The sequence below is a fragment of the Cellulomonas rhizosphaerae genome, assembly GCF_003470205.1.
Classification (GTDB): Bacteria; Actinomycetota; Actinomycetes; order Actinomycetales; family Cellulomonadaceae; genus Cellulomonas; species Cellulomonas rhizosphaerae.
Genome location: NZ_QWKP01000149.1, coordinates 1 through 16,381, shown reverse-complemented (window position 1 = coordinate 16,381; position 16,381 = coordinate 1). Strand labels below are relative to the sequence as shown.

Here is a 16,381-nt window from a genome sequence, read left to right as displayed (position 1 = left end):
AGGTGGCGCTGCCACAGCACGAACGCGACGAGCACGAGCACGCCCGCGCCCACGATCTCCCAGATGCCGATCGGGCCGACGACCTGGCCCCAGTCGTACGTCTCACCCTCCTGCAGGCCGAAGACCAGCAGGAACATGCCGACGATCGACAGCACGACGCCGACGATGTCGAACGTGCGGGCGGCCGTGGGCAGGGTCGGCAGCTTGGTGACCGCCAGGTAGAGCGCGACGATGCCGATCGGGATGTTGACGAAGAAGATCCACTCCCAGCCCCACGACTCGACGAGCGCGCCGCCGAGCACGGGCCCCGCGATCGTGGCGACACCCGCGGTGGCGCCCCAGACGCCCATCGCCGCGCCACGCTTCGCGGCGGGGAAGACGCGCGTGATCATCGACATGGTCTGCGGCGTCATGAGCGCGGCGCCGATGCCCTGCAGCGCGCGGGCGGCGATCAGCACGCCGATGTTCGGCGCGAGGCCGCACGCGAGCGACGTCAGCGTGAAGACGATCAGGCCGGCCACGAACATCGGGCGCGGGCCGAACCGGTCGCCGAGGCGACCGGTGACGAGCAGCAGGACGGCGAACGACAGCAGGTAGGCGCTGTTGACCCAGCCCACCGCGGTGAGGCTCGCGTCCAGCTCGGTGACCAGGGTGGGGACGGCGATGTTCACGATCGTGGTGTCGAGCATGATCATGAAGAACCCGAGGCAGAGCGCCGGGATGATGCTCCACGGGCTGCGCCCGCCGAGGTCGACGAGCGGTGGACGCTGGTCGGTGGTCATGGGGTGTCCTTCGGTTCGGTGGTGCTGGAGGTGTGGTGCTGGTCGGCTGCCGCCTCTGACCGGGCGGCGGCCTTGCGGGCCTTGTAGTCGGCGGGGAAGGGGCTGTCCCAGTCGAGCTCGCCACGCTCGAGCTCGCCGATCGTCGTGTCGAGCCACGCGATCTCGGTGGCCATCAGCGCGACGTCACGCTCGACGTCGAGCGCGTACCGGCGGGGCAGGCCGTTCGCGCGGGCGAACGCGTGGCGGGCCGTGAGCTCGGCACGACGCGTCTCCTCGCGCTCACGTCGGCGGCGCAGCTCGTAGGCGACGTCCGCGGCGGGGAGCTCGTCGGCCTCGGCCAGCCCCACGGAGAACAACGGGTACGGCGGGTGCTCGTCACCCAGCAGGCTGCGCAACCGGACGGCGAACGCCGCGCGCCCGGCGTCGGTCAGCCGGTAGGTGGTGCGCTCGGGGCGCCGACCGTCGCGGTCGGTGCCGACGACCTCGACCAGGCCGCCCTGCTCGAGCCGCTCGATGCCGTGGTAGACGGCACCCGCGTTCACGCGGACGAGCCGCGTGTCACCGCGTTCCACGAGCGCCTGGTGCAGCTGGTACGGGTGCATGGGCTGCTCGTGCAGGAGCGCGAGCAGCAGCACCGCCACCGCTGAGAGCTCTCGCGTCGCCATCCCCGCATCCTCCGTCCAGGCACCGACACGACCGTCGGTTCACTTATTCCGACTGGAATATTGCGCCCGGAGCAAGCGGAAGTCAAGGCAGGGGACCGTGACGCCCACCACCCCAGGACCGTTGCCGGATCGAGATGTGGAATCGCTCCCACGCGGCCGGCCGATCTGCCTACGATCGGCGGCGGCACCGCGGTCCTGGGAACAGGCGGGCTGACGACGACGTCAGAAGGGGGTTGTGCATGGTCAGCAACAGGGCTCTGCTGCTGCACCGCGCCCGCTCTCAGCAGTCCCTGCTGCTCGTCGTCCTCGCGGTCACGGTCGTGGGTGCGACGCTCCTCGGGACCTTCGCCCTGCTGCTGGCCGCGAGCGAGAACCGCATGCTCGCCGTCGCGATGGAGCAGAGCGCGCCCGGCTCGCGCGAGATCGACGTGACGGTCTCGTCCGGGTCCGCCGCCGACGTCGCGGGGGCGCTCCCCCCGGCCGACGCCTTCCTCGACGACCTGCTGGGCGGCCTGCCCTCGGACCGCGACGCGTGGCTCGCGTCGTCGCTGTACACGATCGAGGGGACCGCGGACGCTCGGGCCCCCTACACGTACTTCGCGGCCAACGCCCAATACGCGCAGAGCAGCACGCTCGTCTCGGGCGCCTTCCCGACCTCCGGCGTGGATGCGGCCGGTCGCGTGCCGGTGGCCGTGCCGCAGGTGGCGGCCGACGCGTACGGGTGGACGGTCGGCAGCGTCGTCCGCCTCCAGCAGACGAGCACGCTCGACCCGGTACGCGCCGTCGTGACCGGGACCTACCGACTCACCGGTGCACCGCAGACCTGGAGCCGCGACGTGCTCGACGGCAGCGAGCACGACGAGGCCTACCCGGTGCTCGGCGCCGGGTTCCTCACGACGCGAGCGTGGGGACCGCTCGTCGTCGGCGACCCCACGGTCCTGACCGACGGCACCGTGGCGCTGGGAGTCGCGCACCTCGTCGCCCGGCCGACGCTGGCCGACGCCCCGACGGGCGCGATCGACGACCTGCGCGGCCGGCTCGACGCGAGCCAGGCGACGCTCGCCGCTGCGATCCCCACCGGGGTCAGCGCGCTGGTGGCCTCGCCCCTCGGCTCCACCATCGACGCCGCCGCGGGTGACCTGCAAGTCACCCGGGTGACGCTCGTGGTCGTCGCACTCCTGCTGGCCACGCTCGCGGTGACCGTCCTGATGCTCGCGGCGCGCATGCTGTCGGACCGGCGCCTCGCCGAGCAGGAGCTCATGGCCTCGCGCGGGGCGTCGCGCCGCCAGGTCGTGCGGCTGGCCCTGCTCGAGGCGACCGGGCTCGCGGTCATCACCGCCGTGGCCTCGCCCTTCCTCGCCGAGCTGACCTACCGGGCGATCGTGAGGATCCCCGTGCTGGAGCGCGGCGGGCTCGACGTCGACCCGGGGCGCCCGCTCCTGCTGTGGGCCGCGTGCGGGGTGTCGGCCCTCGTCCTCGTCGGCGTGCTCGTCATCCCGCTCCTGCGGCGTGGCGAGCGACGCAGCGGCCGCAGCGAGCGCGGCGGGTCGGCCGCCCGGTCGGGTGCCGACATCGCCCTCGTGCTCGTCGCCGGCATCGCCCTGTGGCAGCTCAGCTCCTACCAGGGCGCACCGAGCGGCGCGGGCGCCGGGCTCAGCTCGGTCGACCCGGTGCTCGTCCTGGCCCCGGCGCTCGTGCTCCTGGCGGGTGCCGTCCTCGCGCTGCGCTGCATGCCGGTGGTCGCCCACCTGGGCGAGCGAGCCGCCAGCCGGAGCCGCGCATGGGTGTCCCCCCTGGCGGTGTGGGAGCTAGCGCGACGGCCTGCGCGCGCCTCGTCGGCCGTGCTGCTCGTCGCACTGACCGTCGGCGTCGCGGCCTTCTCCACGTCGTTCCTGCAGACCTGGCGCTCCTCGCAGCAGGACCAGGCCGACCTGGCGGTCGGGACCGACCTGCGCGCCACGCCGGCGCTCGGGACGCCTCTCGAGGCGGGTGCCCAGCTCGCCGCCGTGCCCGGCACGGGCCACGCGGCGCCCGTCACGATCCGCGACTCCACGGTCGGGGTCGCCACCGGGCCCGGGAACTCGTCCGGAGGCGTCCCGGCAACGCTGCTCGCGGTCGACACCACGCGCGCCGACGAGCTCCTCCGCGGCCGGGTCGCGCCGGGGTGGGGCGACCTCACCGCCGGCATGGGCCCGAGCGCTCCCGCGACCGGCGTCGCACTCCCCGGCTCGCCGCGGTTCCTCGTCCTCGACCTGCAGACCCACTCCTCCGCACCGGAGACGGCCGCGACCGTGGTGTCCTGGCTGGTCGTGCAGGACCGCGCCGGAGCGCGGACCTCGCTCGCCCTCCCGTCACTCCTCCTCGGCAGAGCGCGGACCGACGTGGTGCTGCCCCTGGGGGCCGAGTCGGACGGTCTCCAGCTGGTCGGCCTCGTGGCCCGGGCCGTGCCCGCGAGCGGCAGCGCGCTGCCCACGCCCGCCCCGGTGACCCTGGACCTGACGCACCTGCGCGTGACGTCGGCGGCGAGCGCCGATCTCGACGGTGCGGACGTCGAGGCCGTGAGCTTCGCGGGTGCCGCGTGGGAGTCGCACGCCTCCGGCGCCGAGGTCTCGGCACGCGCAGACCGGCTCAGGGTCTCGGGCGACCTGCCGACGGTCACGAGCTTCGAGACGACCACCGAGCTCACCGCCACCACCTTCCCCGATCCGTCGTCCGGCGCCGCTCAGATCGCCGTGCTCGTGACGCCGGACGTGCTCGACACCCTCGGCGCGGGCGTCGGGGACCCGATCCAGCTCGACGTCGCCGGAGCGAGCGTCCCGGCCGTCGTCCGCGGCACCGTGCCGTACCTGCCCGGTGCGCCGCACGGGCGGGGAGTGCTCGTCGACGAGGACCTGCTCGGGCGCGCCGTGCTGGTCGCGGGCTCCCCAGGAGCGCTGGCCGACGAGTGGTGGTTGGCGGCGTCCGACGACGCGGCACCCGGCCTGGCCTCCGACCTCGAGCGGTCCGCGGGGATGTCGACGGTGGTCCGCGCCACCGAGCGCGCCGAGGCGACGGACGGCCCGCTCCACGTCGGAGTGCAGGCCGCGCTGTGGATGCTGGTCACTGCGGCCCTTGCGCTGTCCGTGAGCGGCCTCGGCATGAGCGCCGCGGTGACCGTCCGCAACCGTCGCCTCGAGTTCGCCCGGCTGCAGGCGCTCGGGGCACCGCGCGGTGGCCTCGTCCGATCCGTGCTATCCGAGCACGCGGTCCTCGGGCTCGTCGGGGTCGCCGCCGGGATGGCCCTCGGTGCGCTCCTCGCGCAGGTTGTCGCGCCGCTCATCACGACGTCGGCCTCGGGTGCGGCTCCGGTGCCGGGCGTCGTCGTCCAGTGGGACTGGTCCGCCCAGCTCGCGCTGCTGGGCATCCTCGTCGGACTCGTCACCCTCGTGGTCGCGCTCACCACCGGCACGCTCCTCAAGCGCGCGTCTGGCCAGCTCCTGCGTCTGGGGGACGAGCAATGACGACGACCACCGTCCGGCTCGGCGTCCGCGCCGCGACGTCCGGCGCCGCGCTCGTCACCCGCCGGCGAGGCGTCGCCGACTCCGGCCTCCTGGCGCTGACCGCGATCATCCTGGCGGCGACCGTCGCGCTCGCGCTCGTCATCCCCCGGATCGTGGCCCGCGCGGCCGACGAGGCCGTGCAGGGCGCCGTGGCCGACGCCGGCACCGCGGCCGACCTCGTCGCGCGCGTCGGCACCGCGTCGGGGGTCGGCTTCGGCAACCGGATCTCGACGCGCGACCCGAACCAGTCGACGCAGCTGCGGGCGGACGCCGCGAACGTCCAGGCTGCTCTGCCCGGGCCGCTGCGCGCCCTCACCGACGTGGGCACGGTGTCGGTCACGACGCCCGTCGTGCGCGGTCGCGTCGGGGGGACGGCGGTCACCACCCGGCTCACCTACGTCGGCGACCCCGACGTCTCGCGCCAGTCCGGCCTGGTGACCTGGGTCGACGGCGTCGCTCCGGCCCCCGCAGCTCTGCCCGAGACCGACCCGGAGGACCCCACGCCGCCGACCCACGAGCTCCAGGTCGGCATGCAGGCGGACGCGGCGAGCCGGCTGGGGGTCGAGGCGGGCGATCACGCGAAGCTGTCGCTGACCACCTTCGGGCCGGTCGACGTGGTCGTCACCGGGCTCTACCGCGTCGCGGACCCCACGGACCCGGTGTGGACCGGGTTCACGGACCTGCTCGCCGCGCAAGACGCGCCGCGCGGAGCCGCCCAGGAAGGGCACGCCGCGCTCCTCGTGACGGCCGAGTCCCTGCCGGACCTCAAGCTCGTGGTCGCCGCCCGCGCGCTGACCCAGCAGTTCCGTTACGCGGTCGACCCCGCGCTCGTCGATGCAGCCAGCAGCGGCACCGTGAGCCGCACGGTGACCCAGGTCCGGGCGGACCCGACGACCCTCAGCCACGCCGCGGGCGGCTCTGTCATGGTCTCGACCTCGCTGGGTGACGTCCTGGACGCGGTGGGCGGCCGGCTCGCGGCGGCACGTGCCCAGCAGTCGGTGCTCGTGCTCGGGCTCAGCGGCGTGGGCGCCCTCGTGCTCGTGCTCGCCGCGCAGCTGCTCGTCTCGCGCCGTGCCCCGTTCCTGCTCGCCGAGCGCGCGCGGGGAGCGTCGCTGGCCTCGGTCGTGGTCCGCGGCCTGCTGGAGTCCGTGCCCCTCGCACTGCTCGCCGGCGCGGCCGGCGTGCTCGTCGCGGGGATCGTCCTGCCCGCCGGCGGCAGCTCGTGGTCGGCGGCCGCCGCGCTCGTCCTCGTCGCGGGGCTCGCGCCGGCCGTCGTCGCGGCGCTGCAGGTGCGCACCGCCTACGCCGGGCGCCGCACGCCGGCCAACCGCGCCGACCGCGAGCGCCTGGCGTCCCGGCGGCGGGTCCGCCGGATCGTCGCCGAGGCCACCGTCGTCGCGATCGCCGTCGGAGCCGTCGTCTCGGTCCGCCGCCGAGGGCTGGCCCAGACGACGACCGGCGACGTGGACCTCCTCCTCGCGGCGACGCCCCTCCTCGTGGCAGCCGCCGCGACGCTGCTCGTCGCCCGGCTCCTCCCCCCAGTGCTGCGGGCGATGAGCGCACGGGCCCGTCGCGGACGCGGCCTGGTCGCCGTGGTGGCGACCGCACGGGCGAGCGCCGCGTCCGGGACCGCGCTGCCCCTGCTGACCCTGACGGTCGCCGTCGGGCTCGTCGTGTTCTGCGGCACGACCGTGCTGACCGTCGACGCCGGGCAGCGCGTCGCCGCGGACGCGCGGGTGGGCGCCGACGTCCGCATCGAGGGCGCCCTGCGCAGCCAGGACGTCGACGAGCTGCGCGACCGGCCCGGCGTCACCGCCGTGGCGGGCATCGCGGTGCTCGGCGCACGGTCGCTCGGGACCAACTCGGGGACGACCGCGGACGTCGTCCTCGTGGACGCCGACGCGCTGGCCGACATCGAGCAGGCGCACGGCCGCACCGGCGACGACCTCGCGCTCCTGACCTCGGGGGACCCCACGAACCCGCCGGCGCTGGTCAGCGCGTCGATCGAGCAGGCCACGTCGCTGGTCACGCCCGAGCTCCTCACCAACGGCGGCACGCTCGCGCTCGACGTCGTCGGCACCGCAGGCGACGCGCCGCGGGTGCAGTCCGACGGCTCCGGGGCGCCGGTCGACGGTCGCGTCCTGGTCGACCGGGCCACGTACGAGGCAGCCCAGGGAGCCGCGACCGATCCGACGACGATCCTCGTCGACGGCCCGGGAGCGATCGCCGCAGCGGCGAGCCTCGACGACCGCGCCGGGGTCACGGTGACCTCCCGGGACGACTGGCTCGACCAGTGGCGCGACTCGCCCCTCAACCGCGACCTGGTGGTCCTGCTGCTCGGCGCGTCGATCGCACTCGCCGCGTACGCCGCCCTCGCGCTCGTGCTCATGGTCGCCGCGACCTCCCGCGAGCGCGGCAGGGCCCTGTCCGCGCTGCGCACCCTGGGGCTCGACGGGCGCACCGCGTCGGCGCTGACCTTCGCCGAGCTGCTGCCCGTCGCGGTCGCGGCGGTCGTCGGCGGCACGGCGATCGGCATCCTCATCCCCTGGCTCACGTCGGGGGCGCTCGGGCTCGAGCTCGCGACCGGCGGCTTCGGCCCGCCCGCGCTCCGGGTCGGGTGGTGGCCGGTGCTCGGCGCGGTCGCGGTCGTCGCGGTCGCGCTCGTCGTGACGGTGCTGGTGGAGTCCGCGGTGCGGCGCCGCGACAAGCTGGGCGAGGTCCTGCGAGTGGGCGAACGATGAAGGAGACGACCAGATGACGACGACGCTCGGTTCGCTCGAGGAGCGCGCCCGCGCGCGCACCGGCGACTTCGGCGAGCACGCGCTGATCGTGTGCGACTCGCTGGTGCGCATCTACCAGTCCGAGGGCGTCGAGGTGCAGGCGCTGCAGGGCCTCGACCTGCTCGTCGAGCACGGCGAGCTCGTGGCCATCGTCGGCGCCTCCGGTTCGGGCAAGTCCACGCTCCTGTCGGTCCTGTCCGGCCTCGACGTGCCGACCGCGGGCCGCGTGCGCGTCGGCGAGTGGGACCTCATGGCGATGACGGCCCGGCAGCGCGTCGAGTACCGGCGCTCGATGGTCGGCTTCGTCTGGCAGCAGACGGCCCGCAACCTCGTGCCCTACCTCACGGCCGCCGAGAACGTGGCGTTCCCGCTCATGCTCGCGGGTGTCCCCGCGCGCGAACGGGCGCAGCGCACGGACGAGCTGCTCGGGGTCCTGGGGATCGCGTACTGCGCGGACCGCCGGCCCGGCGAGATGTCCGGCGGCGAGCAGCAGCGCGTCGCGATCGCCGTCGGCCTCGCCAACTCACCCCAGGTCCTGTTCGCCGACGAGCCCACCGGCGAGCTCGACACCGCGACGTCGCACGACGTGCTCGAGAGCCTGCGCACGGTCAACCGCGAGCTCGGCACCACAGTCGTCATCGTCACGCACGACCCCGGCGTCTCCGAGCACGTGCAGCGCACGATCGCGATCCGCGACGGGCGCACGTCGTCCGAGACCGTGCGGCGCACGCACATCCAGGACGACGGCACCGAGCACGTCATCGCCGAGGAGCTCGCGGTGCTCGACCGCGCCGGGCGCGTGCAGCTGCCCCGGGAGTTCCGCGAGGCGCTCGACCTCGTCGGGCGCGTGCGGCTGGCGCTCGAGGAGTCCCACGTGACGATCAGGCCGGAGAAGCCCCGGGGCCGGCACCGCAGCGCCGAGGAGCAGGCATGACCGCCACCACCACCACCGTCGAGGCCGCCGTGCGCGTCGAGCGCGTCAGCCGCGTCTACGGGCACGGCGCAGCCGCCGTCCACGCGGTGCAGGACGTGTCGTTCACGATCGCGCCCGGTGAGCTCGTCGCGCTCGTCGGGCGCTCGGGTTCCGGCAAGACGACGCTGCTCAACTGCATCGGCGGCCTCGACCGGCCCGACGAGGGCCGCGTGGTCGTCGACGGGCGCGAGGTGTCCTCGCTCGACGAGGCCGGCCTGGTCGAGCTGCGGCGCGACGTCGTCTCGTTCGTGTTCCAGACCTTCGGGCTCGTGCCCGTGCTCTCGGCCGCGGAGAACGTGGGCGTGCCGCTGCGGCTGCGGCGCATGCCGACCCCGGACCGCGAGGCGCGCGTGCAGCTGCTGCTCGACCTCGTCGGGCTCGGCGGCCACGAGCTGCAGCGGCCCGCGGAGATGTCCGGCGGCCAGCAGCAGCGCGTCGCGATCGCGCGCGCGCTGGCGAGCTCGCCCCGCCTCCTGGTGGCCGACGAGCCCACCGGCCAGCTCGACACCGAGACCGGTACGGCCGTCATGGCGCTGCTGCGGGCCGTCGTCGAGGCCGAGGGGATGACCGCGATCGTCTCGACCCACGACCCGCTGATGATGTCGCTCGCCGACCGTGTGGTCCGCCTCGCGGACGGCCGCCTGGTCGACGCCTGACGCTGGGCGCACCCGGACACGCAGAAGGGGGCGCCGGTCGTCGGCTCCCCCTTCCGGTCACTGCGGGGTCAGGCTCAGGTCCACTGCTTGAGGTAGCGGCCTTCCTTGTCCTTGAACGAGCCGACGAGCAGCACGACGAAGTCGATGAGCGTCCAGAGGCCGAGGCCGCCGAGGGTGAGGATCATCAGCACGCCGGTGCCGATCTTGCCGACGTAGAAGCGGTGGATCCCGAGGGTGCCGAGGAAGAAGCACAGCAGGACCGCGGGGAGCAGGGTCCGGGGGCTGACCTCGTCGCCCGTCCAGGGCTGGTTCTGCGGCACGGACTGCGGGACCGGGTCGGGGTAGGACATGTCGTTCCTCCAGGCGGGGTGCGCGGGCCGACGGCCACGGTGACGCGCGCCGAGAATAATGGCTCGGCCCGGCGCGCGTCCCGGGTTCTGCGGGTGAGTCTCAGGCCTCGATGCCCTCGAGCAGCTCGGTGACCAGCGCGGCGACCGGCGAGCGCTCCGAGCGGGTCAGCGTGATGTGGCCGAACAGCGGGTGGCCCTTGAGCGCCTCGATCACCGCGGCGATGCCGTCGTGCCGACCGACGCGCAGGTTGTCGCGCTGCGCGACGTCGTGCGTGAGCACCACGCGCGACGACTGACCGATGCGCGACAGCACCGTGAGCAGCACGTTGCGCTCGAGCGACTGGGCCTCGTCGACGATCACGTACGCGTCGTGCAGCGAGCGGCCGCGGATGTGGGTCAGCGGGAGCACCTCGAGGATGTCGCGGTCGATGATCTCCTCGACGACCTCCTTGCTGACGATCGCGCCGAGGGTGTCGAAGACTGCCTGGGCCCACGGGTTCATCTTCTCGGACTCGCTGCCGGGCAGGTAGCCGAGGTCCTGACCGCCGACCGCGTAGAGCGGGCGGAAGACCATGACCTTGCGGTGCTGGCGGCGCTCGAGCACGGCCTCGAGGCCTGCGCACAGGGCGAGCGCCGACTTGCCCGTACCGGCACGGCCACCGAGCGAGACGATGCCGATCTCCTCGTCCAGCAGCATGTCGATCGCGATGCGCTGCTCCGCGGACCGCCCGTGCAGACCGAACACGTCCTGGTCGCCGCGCACGAGCTGCACGTGCTTGTCGGCCGTCACGCGGCCCAGCGCCGAGCCGCGGGGGCTGTGCAGCACGAGTCCGGTGTGGCAGGGCAGGTCCTGCGGGGTCGTCGTGCCGAACGTCGCGGTCCCGGCCGCGACGTCCGCGAGCGCGACGCTCTCGTTCTCCCACAGGTCGGCCATCTGCTGCTCGGACAGGTCGAGCGCGTCCATGCCCGTCCAGCCGGAGTCGATCGCGAGCTCGGCTCGGTACTCCTCCGCGCGCAGGCCCACGGCGGACGCCTTGACGCGCATCGGCAGGTCCTTGGAGACGACCGTGACGTCGAGACCCTCGGCGGCGAGGTTCGCTGCGACCGCGAGGATGCGGGTGTCGTTGTCGCCCAGCCGGAAGCCGGCGGGCAGGACCGTCGGGTCGGTGTGGTTGAGCTCGACCCGCAGCGAGCCGCCCTCGGGCGTGATGGTGATGGGGGCGTCCAGGCGACCGTGCTCGATGCGCAGGTCGTCGAGCATCCGCAGGGCCGAGCGGGCGAAGTAGCCGAGCTCCGCGTGGTGGCGCTTGGCCTCGAGCTCCGTGATGACGACGACCGGCAGGACCACGTCGTGCTCCGCGAACCGGCCGATGGCCTTCGGGTCGGACAGCAGGACCGATGTATCGAGCACGTGCGTCCGGCGACCCTCGGTGACGCGGGCGACCTCGACGTGCTGCGTTGCGCTGCTGACCACGGCCTGCTCCCTCCGGCGCTACGTGCGCCGCAGAAGGCGCCTCGCACCGGCGGCCCGCGCGTGCGGGTCCACGTGCCGGTGATCGGCGACGGGGTGGGGGCGACCTGGTCCACTCGAGGTGGGCCGGGGTCGACCCTCCTCCCGGAGCATCTGCTCCATGGGCAAGGCCTCCCGGGGACGGCGGGGTGTCGTCCTCTGATCGGAAACTAGCCCCGCGCCGACCCGTGTCCAGCGCGACACGCGCACGCGTTACACCGAGTTCACCTGCCCGCCGCGCGCCGTCTCGGGGCGGTTGCGCGGCTCGTCGGCCACCCTCCCGATCGCTGCTCCCGTCGCCGCTCCGGTCGCTGCAGGGATCGTTGCAGGGATCGTTGCAGGGATCGTTGCAGCATCTGTGCTGCTCAGCGTCGCGCGCGGTTCAACGAGACCTGCGTCCACGGCTGGGAGCGGCTCGCCCCGGTGTGCGCGCGGGTGTGCGACACGCCGGGTGCGGCGCGGCGTGCCGCACACCCACGCGTTCACCCGCGACGTTGGCGGGCGGGGCGTCAGCGGCGGGCCGTCAGCGGCCGAGGCGCCGTTCGCGGGCGGCGTAGGCGCGCATCGCGCGCAGGAAGTCGACGCGGCGGAAGTCGGGCCAGTAGGCCTCGCAGAAGTAGAACTCCGAGTGCGCGCTCTGCCACAGCAGGAACCCGCCGAGCCGCTGCTCCCCCGAGGTGCGGATCACCAGGTCCGGATCCGGCTGGCCCTTGGTGTAGAGGTGCTCGGCGATGTGCTCGACGTCGAACGCCTCGGCCAGCTCGTCGAGGCTCTCCCCCGCCGCGGCGCCGGCCCTCAGGTACGCACGCACGGCGTCGGCGATCTCGCGCCGCCCGCCGTACCCGACCGCCACGTTGACGTGCACGCCGCGCACCCCGGCCGTCGCGTCCTGGGCCGTCCGGAGCGCCTTGGCGGTGTGCTCGGGCAGCATGTCGAGCGCGCCGACGGCCTGCAGGCGCCAGCGCCCGGTCGAGGCCAGCTCGCCGACGACGTCCTCGATGATCGCCAGCAGCGGCTCGAGCTCGTCGGACGCCCGCTCGAGGTTGTCGGTCGAGAGCATCCACAGCGTCACGACCTCGACGCCGATGTCCTCGCTCCACTCGAGCAGGTCGCCGATCTTGTCCGCACCGGCGCGGTGGCCGTGCGCGGTCGACTCACCGAGGCTGCGCGCCCAGCGGCGGTTGCCGTCGACGATCACGCCGATGTGCCGCGGGAGGCGGTCCGCCGGCAGCGAGGCGGCCAGGCGCCGCTCGTACAGCCGATACAGGGGGTGGGGCAGCCGCACGCGACCTCCTTGCGCGGATGGGCGGACGGGACGCGCTCACGTTACTAGCGTGGGGGCTGCCGTGGTTCGACACCCCTACCTACGGTGCCGTAACCTACGGGATCGTAGGTTAGCCCTCCCGACGAATCGAGACCCCGGACCCATGAGCACGACCGCAGCGCCCGACGGGCCCGCCGCAGCCGGCCCCCCGGACCACGAGCAGGGAGCGGTCGAGCGCGTCGTCGAGACGGTCAAGCCCCACCTGCGCGGCTGGATCCACGCGGGCGTCGCGCCGTTCGTGCTGGCGGCGTCGATCGTCCTCGTCGTGCTGTCGCCCACCCCCGCCGCCAAGTGGTCGACCGCGGTCTTCGGGCTCTCGGCCGTGATGCTGTTCGGCACCTCGGCGATCTACCACCGCGGGCGCTGGTCGCCGCGCGTGGCCGGCGTGCTGCGGCGGCTCGACCACACCAACATCTTCCTCATCATCGCGGGCACCTACACGCCGCTCGCGGTCCTCCTGCTGCCCCAGCACACCGCGGAGATCCTGCTCGTGATCGTGTGGTCGGGCGCCCTCGTCGGGCTGCTCGCGCGCGTCTTCTGGCTCGGCGCGCCGCGCTGGGTCTACGTGCCGGTCTACGTCGCGCTCGGCTGGGTCGCGGTCGCGTTCCTCCCGCAGTTCTACCGCTCGGGCGGACCGGCGATCATGTGGCTCGTCATCGGGGGCGGCCTGGCCTACACGCTCGGCGCGGTCGTCTACGGCACCAAGCGCCCGAACCCGAGCCCGCGCTGGTTCGGCTTCCACGAGATCTTCCACGCGCTGACGGTCGTCGGCTTCACGTGCCACTACATCGCGGTCTCGATCGCCTCCTACCGCTCCGCCTGACCGCCTGGCCCGACCCGCCGCGTCAGCGGCGGGGGGTGACCGAGTATCGGCGGTTGGACAGGCTCGGGTTCTGCTCGCGGACCTCGCCCAGCAGCGCGCCGTCGACGTCGACCGTGCGGACCCCCGGCTCGTCGTCGAGCTCGAGCCCGACCATGCCGTCCGGCCCGACGACCAGCGAGTGGCCGATCACGCCCCGGCCCGCCATCCCGACCGCGACGACCGCGGAGGTGTTCTCGATCGCGCGCGCCACGGCGAGCGTGTGCCAGTGCATGACCTTGAGCTCGCCCTCGGCCCAGGCTGCGGGGACGACGAGCACCTGCGCACCCGCGTCGACGAGCCTGCGGGCCGACTCGGGGAAGCGCAGGTCGTAGCAGGTCATCACGCCGAACCGGAGGCCGGCGACGTCGAGCACGAGCGGCGGCGCGTCGACCGGTCCGGGCTCGAGCCGGTCGGACTCGCGGTGGCCGAACGCGTCGTACAGGTGCACCTTGCGGTAGACGCCGACGAGCTCGCCCGCGCCGTCGATGCCGACGACCGCGTTCACGGCACGGCCCGGTTCGCCGGGCAGCGTGGTGCCGGCGATCGCGGCGACACCGGTCTGCGCGGCCCGCTCCCGCAGCAGCGAGACGAACGGCCCGTCGAGCGCCTCTGCGTGCGCGACCCCGACGCCGTGCGGGTCGAAGCCCGAGCTGTACTCGGGGAACACCACCAGGTCGGCGTGCACCTGCTCGGCCGTGCGGAACGCGTCCGAGACGACCTGCCGGTTCGCGGCGTGGTCCGGCGATCCCTGCAGCTGCGCGACGGTGACCCGGACCGAGGGGCGCGCGGGCGGGCTCGGGGTCATCGGGGTGGCAGCGGCGCGTCGGGCTCGTCGTCGGGCACGCGGTCCGCGCGCACGACCGGGGTGTCCGCGTCGACCTCGAGGTCCGACCCGGCCGCGCCGGCGTCGATGCCGCCGGCGCCCGCGTCCGGGTCGTCGAGCAGCCCCTCCTGCTTCGCGCGGCGGTCGACCTTGCGCAGCTGCTTGGTCAGGGAGAGGAACAGGAGCACGACCGCGATCGCCAGCAGGAACGTGAAGACGAACCCGAGGAACCCGGGCGAGCCACCCTGCGAGGCGGTGACCGCGACGCCCGACGGGCTCGGGTACGGCGAGGGCGTGGCGGCGATCAGCATCAGACGGTCTCCCGGATCCCGGCGAACAGGTCGTCCTCGGGCAGGTCGGTGGGCACCCGCGAGTCCGCGAGCTCGTACTCCTCGGTCGACCACTGCGCGACCTCGACCGCGCGGGGAACGGCGAAGAAGAAGCCGTCCGGGTCGATCTGGGTCGCGTGGGCGCGCAGGGCGGCATCGCGCTGGTCGAAGTAGTCCGAGCACTCGATCCGCGTCGTGACCTCGCGCTCGGGGATCTCGGCCGCCTGGCGCGACTCGATCCACTCGCCGAACGGCGACTCGCGGCCCGCCTCGAGGATCGCCTCGTGCACGGCCCGCATGCGGCGCATCGAGAAGCCGTGGTTGTAGTAGAGCTTCAGCGGCGTCCAGGGGTCGCCGCGGCCGACGTAGCGCTCCGGGTCCCCCGCTGCCGCGTAGGCCTCGGCGGAGACCCGGTGGCACATGATGTGGTCGGGGTGGGGGTAGCCGCCCGACGGGTCGTACGTGGTCATGACGTGCGGGCGGAACTCGCGGACCAGCTCGACGAGCGGCGCGGACGCCTCCTCGAGCGGCACGAGCGCGAAGCACCCCTCGGGCAGCGGCGGCAGCGGGTCGCCCTCCGGCAGGCCGGAGTCGACGAAGCCGAGCCAGTGCTGACGCACCCCCAGCGCGGCGGCCGCGGCGGCCATCTCCTGCTCGCGGACCGCGCGGATGACCTCGAGGCCACCCTCCGGCGGGCCGTAGCTCGGGTTGAGCACGTCGCCGCGCTCACCGCCGGTGCAGCTGACGACGAGCACGTCGACACCCTCGGCGGCGTAGCGCGCGGTCGTGGCCGCGCCCTTGCTCGACTCGTCGTCGGGGTGGGCGTGCACCGCCATGAGGCGCAGGCGCTCTCCGCTCACGTGTAGCTCCCGTCAGTGGCAGCGCACCTCGTGTGCGCGGGCGTGTGGGTGGGGCGAGAGACAATGATCGCGCACACGGGGACCCGTCGTGCGCCGCAGCCCGGAGGATCTCGTGACCGACACCCCTGTCCGCCCGCCCGTGGGGCGCTACGGACCCGTGCGCCCTCGGAGCCGCGCCTGGCGGTTCGTCGGCTGGGGCGCGCTCGCCGCGCTCGTGCTGGCGGTCGTGGTGTGGGTCGGTGGCTCGGCGCTCGAGGACCCCGTGCAGTGGAAGGACGTCGGCTTCGATGTGACGGACGCCTCGTCGACGGACGTGACGTTCGACGTCACCAAGGGCCAGGACGAGACCGCGAGCTGCCGCGTGCGTGCACTGTCCCAGTCGTTCGGCGAGGTCGGGGTGCGGACCGTCGAGGTCGGCCCGGCGGACACGGACACCGTGCGCGTGACGGTCACCGTGCCTACCGCGGAGCTCGCCGTGAGCGGCGGCGTGCAGACCTGCCACGTGCGCTGACTCCCTCGTTCGGGCGATCTCCCGGGCCTGAATCCGGGCCGATTGCTATCGTGGTCGTTTCGCACGCCGCCGCCCGGTCGCACCAGCGCACGGGCACCCACGGTCGACGCGACCGACAGGCACGGCGCAGCACCCCGAGTTCACGACGGGTGAGGGCACGCCCTGGTGGTGGCCCGCACCGGCGGTCGTGCGCCCATGACGACCGGCCACCTGGCTGGCCAGACGCAAGGAAAGGAGCGATCGTGACCGATACGACGGCACCAGCCACCTGGCTGACGCAAGAGGCCTACGACCGACTCACCGCCGAGCTCGACCACCTCAAGGGTGAGGGCCGCGCCGAGATCACCGGCCGTATCGCCGCCGCCCGCGAGGAGGGCGACCTCAAGGAGAACGGCGGCTACCACGCCGCCCGCGAGG

14 protein-coding genes and 1 pseudogene are annotated in these 16,381 nt (G+C 74.1%); 7 read left to right on the top strand and 8 right to left on the bottom strand.

Features of this window, described 5'->3' with window-relative positions; translation table 11 throughout:
* Positions 1–782: MFS transporter (locus D1825_RS05285; RefSeq protein ID WP_118766405.1), on the bottom strand; the 782-nt coding region annotated here is incomplete at its 3' end.
* On the bottom strand, positions 779–1,447 hold the full coding sequence (locus D1825_RS05280) for a PadR family transcriptional regulator (protein ID WP_118766404.1): 669 nt from the start codon (positions 1,445–1,447) through the stop codon (positions 779–781). The genes D1825_RS05285 and D1825_RS05280, both read right to left, overlap by 4 nt.
* A gap of 239 nt (positions 1,448–1,686) precedes the next feature.
* Between D1825_RS05280 and D1825_RS05275 the strand changes: the two genes are divergently transcribed.
* The 4 genes from D1825_RS05275 to D1825_RS05260 are packed head-to-tail and all read left to right on the top strand — an operon-like array spanning position 1,687 to position 9,395.
* Positions 1,687–4,947 (top strand): ABC transporter permease, encoded by a 3,261-nt coding sequence (locus tag D1825_RS05275; RefSeq protein WP_158580681.1) that lies wholly within the window; start codon positions 1,687–1,689, stop codon positions 4,945–4,947.
* Entirely contained in the window at positions 4,944–7,727 is a 2,784-nt protein-coding gene (locus D1825_RS05270) for an FtsX-like permease family protein (RefSeq protein WP_118766402.1), read from the top strand. Before D1825_RS05275 ends, D1825_RS05270 begins: the two co-directional genes overlap by 4 nt.
* 13 nt (positions 7,728–7,740) lie before the next feature.
* Complete coding sequence (locus D1825_RS05265; protein WP_118766401.1) at positions 7,741–8,700, top strand: ABC transporter ATP-binding protein; 960 nt, start codon at positions 7,741–7,743, stop codon at positions 8,698–8,700.
* Positions 8,697–9,395, top strand: coding sequence for an ABC transporter ATP-binding protein (locus D1825_RS05260; protein ID WP_118766400.1), 699 nt, complete (start codon positions 8,697–8,699; stop codon positions 9,393–9,395). Before D1825_RS05265 ends, D1825_RS05260 begins: the two co-directional genes overlap by 4 nt.
* A 74-nt stretch (positions 9,396–9,469) precedes the next feature.
* On the opposite strand, the gene D1825_RS05255 is transcribed toward D1825_RS05260, so the two are convergent.
* The 3 genes from D1825_RS05255 to D1825_RS05245 form a co-directional block, all read right to left on the bottom strand.
* Positions 9,470–9,745 carry a TM2 domain-containing protein gene (locus D1825_RS05255; protein ID WP_118766399.1) on the bottom strand — a complete coding sequence of 92 codons (276 nt, stop codon included), beginning with the start codon at positions 9,743–9,745 and terminating at the stop codon, positions 9,470–9,472.
* A gap of 100 nt (positions 9,746–9,845) precedes the next feature.
* Positions 9,846–11,219, bottom strand: coding sequence for a PhoH family protein (locus D1825_RS05250; protein WP_118766398.1), 1,374 nt, complete (start codon positions 11,217–11,219; stop codon positions 9,846–9,848).
* 559 nt (positions 11,220–11,778) lie between these two features.
* The gene (locus tag D1825_RS05245; RefSeq protein WP_118766397.1) at positions 11,779–12,540 is read right to left on the bottom strand and encodes an isoprenyl transferase; all 762 of its coding nucleotides are present in this window, start codon (positions 12,538–12,540) and stop codon (positions 11,779–11,781) included.
* Between the two features lie 142 nt (positions 12,541–12,682).
* Between D1825_RS05245 and trhA the strand changes: the two genes are divergently transcribed.
* A complete protein-coding gene (gene trhA / locus D1825_RS05240; RefSeq protein ID WP_118766396.1) occupies positions 12,683–13,402 on the top strand; it encodes a PAQR family membrane homeostasis protein TrhA in 720 nt (239 codons plus the stop codon).
* A 22-nt stretch (positions 13,403–13,424) separates the two neighbouring features.
* On the opposite strand, the gene D1825_RS05235 is transcribed toward trhA, so the two are convergent.
* The 3 genes from D1825_RS05235 to mca are packed head-to-tail and all read right to left on the bottom strand — an operon-like array spanning position 13,425 to position 15,429.
* Positions 13,425–14,246 (bottom strand): carbon-nitrogen hydrolase family protein, encoded by an 822-nt coding sequence (locus D1825_RS05235; protein ID WP_118766395.1) that lies wholly within the window; start codon positions 14,244–14,246, stop codon positions 13,425–13,427.
* The gene (locus D1825_RS05230) at positions 14,243–14,575 is read right to left on the bottom strand and encodes a hypothetical protein (protein ID WP_199721503.1); all 333 of its coding nucleotides are present in this window, start codon (positions 14,573–14,575) and stop codon (positions 14,243–14,245) included. The genes D1825_RS05235 and D1825_RS05230 overlap by 4 nt, the downstream gene beginning before the upstream one ends.
* Positions 14,575–15,429, bottom strand: a complete 855-nt coding sequence (mca, locus tag D1825_RS05225; protein WP_118766406.1) for a mycothiol conjugate amidase Mca — start codon at positions 15,427–15,429, stop codon at positions 14,575–14,577. Before mca ends, D1825_RS05230 begins: the two co-directional genes overlap by 1 nt.
* Before the next feature lie 136 nt (positions 15,430–15,565).
* Here mca and D1825_RS05220 point away from each other — a divergent pair, with 136 nt between their 5' ends.
* Together D1825_RS05220 and D1825_RS05215 are read left to right on the top strand one after the other, a co-directional pair.
* Positions 15,566–15,964: a DUF4307 domain-containing protein gene (locus D1825_RS05220; protein WP_118766394.1), complete on the top strand. Its 399-nt coding sequence runs from the start codon at positions 15,566–15,568 to the stop codon at positions 15,962–15,964.
* A 242-nt stretch (positions 15,965–16,206) separates the two neighbouring features.
* A pseudogene (locus D1825_RS05215) lies at positions 16,207–16,381 on the top strand (transcription elongation factor GreA); the annotation flags it as partial.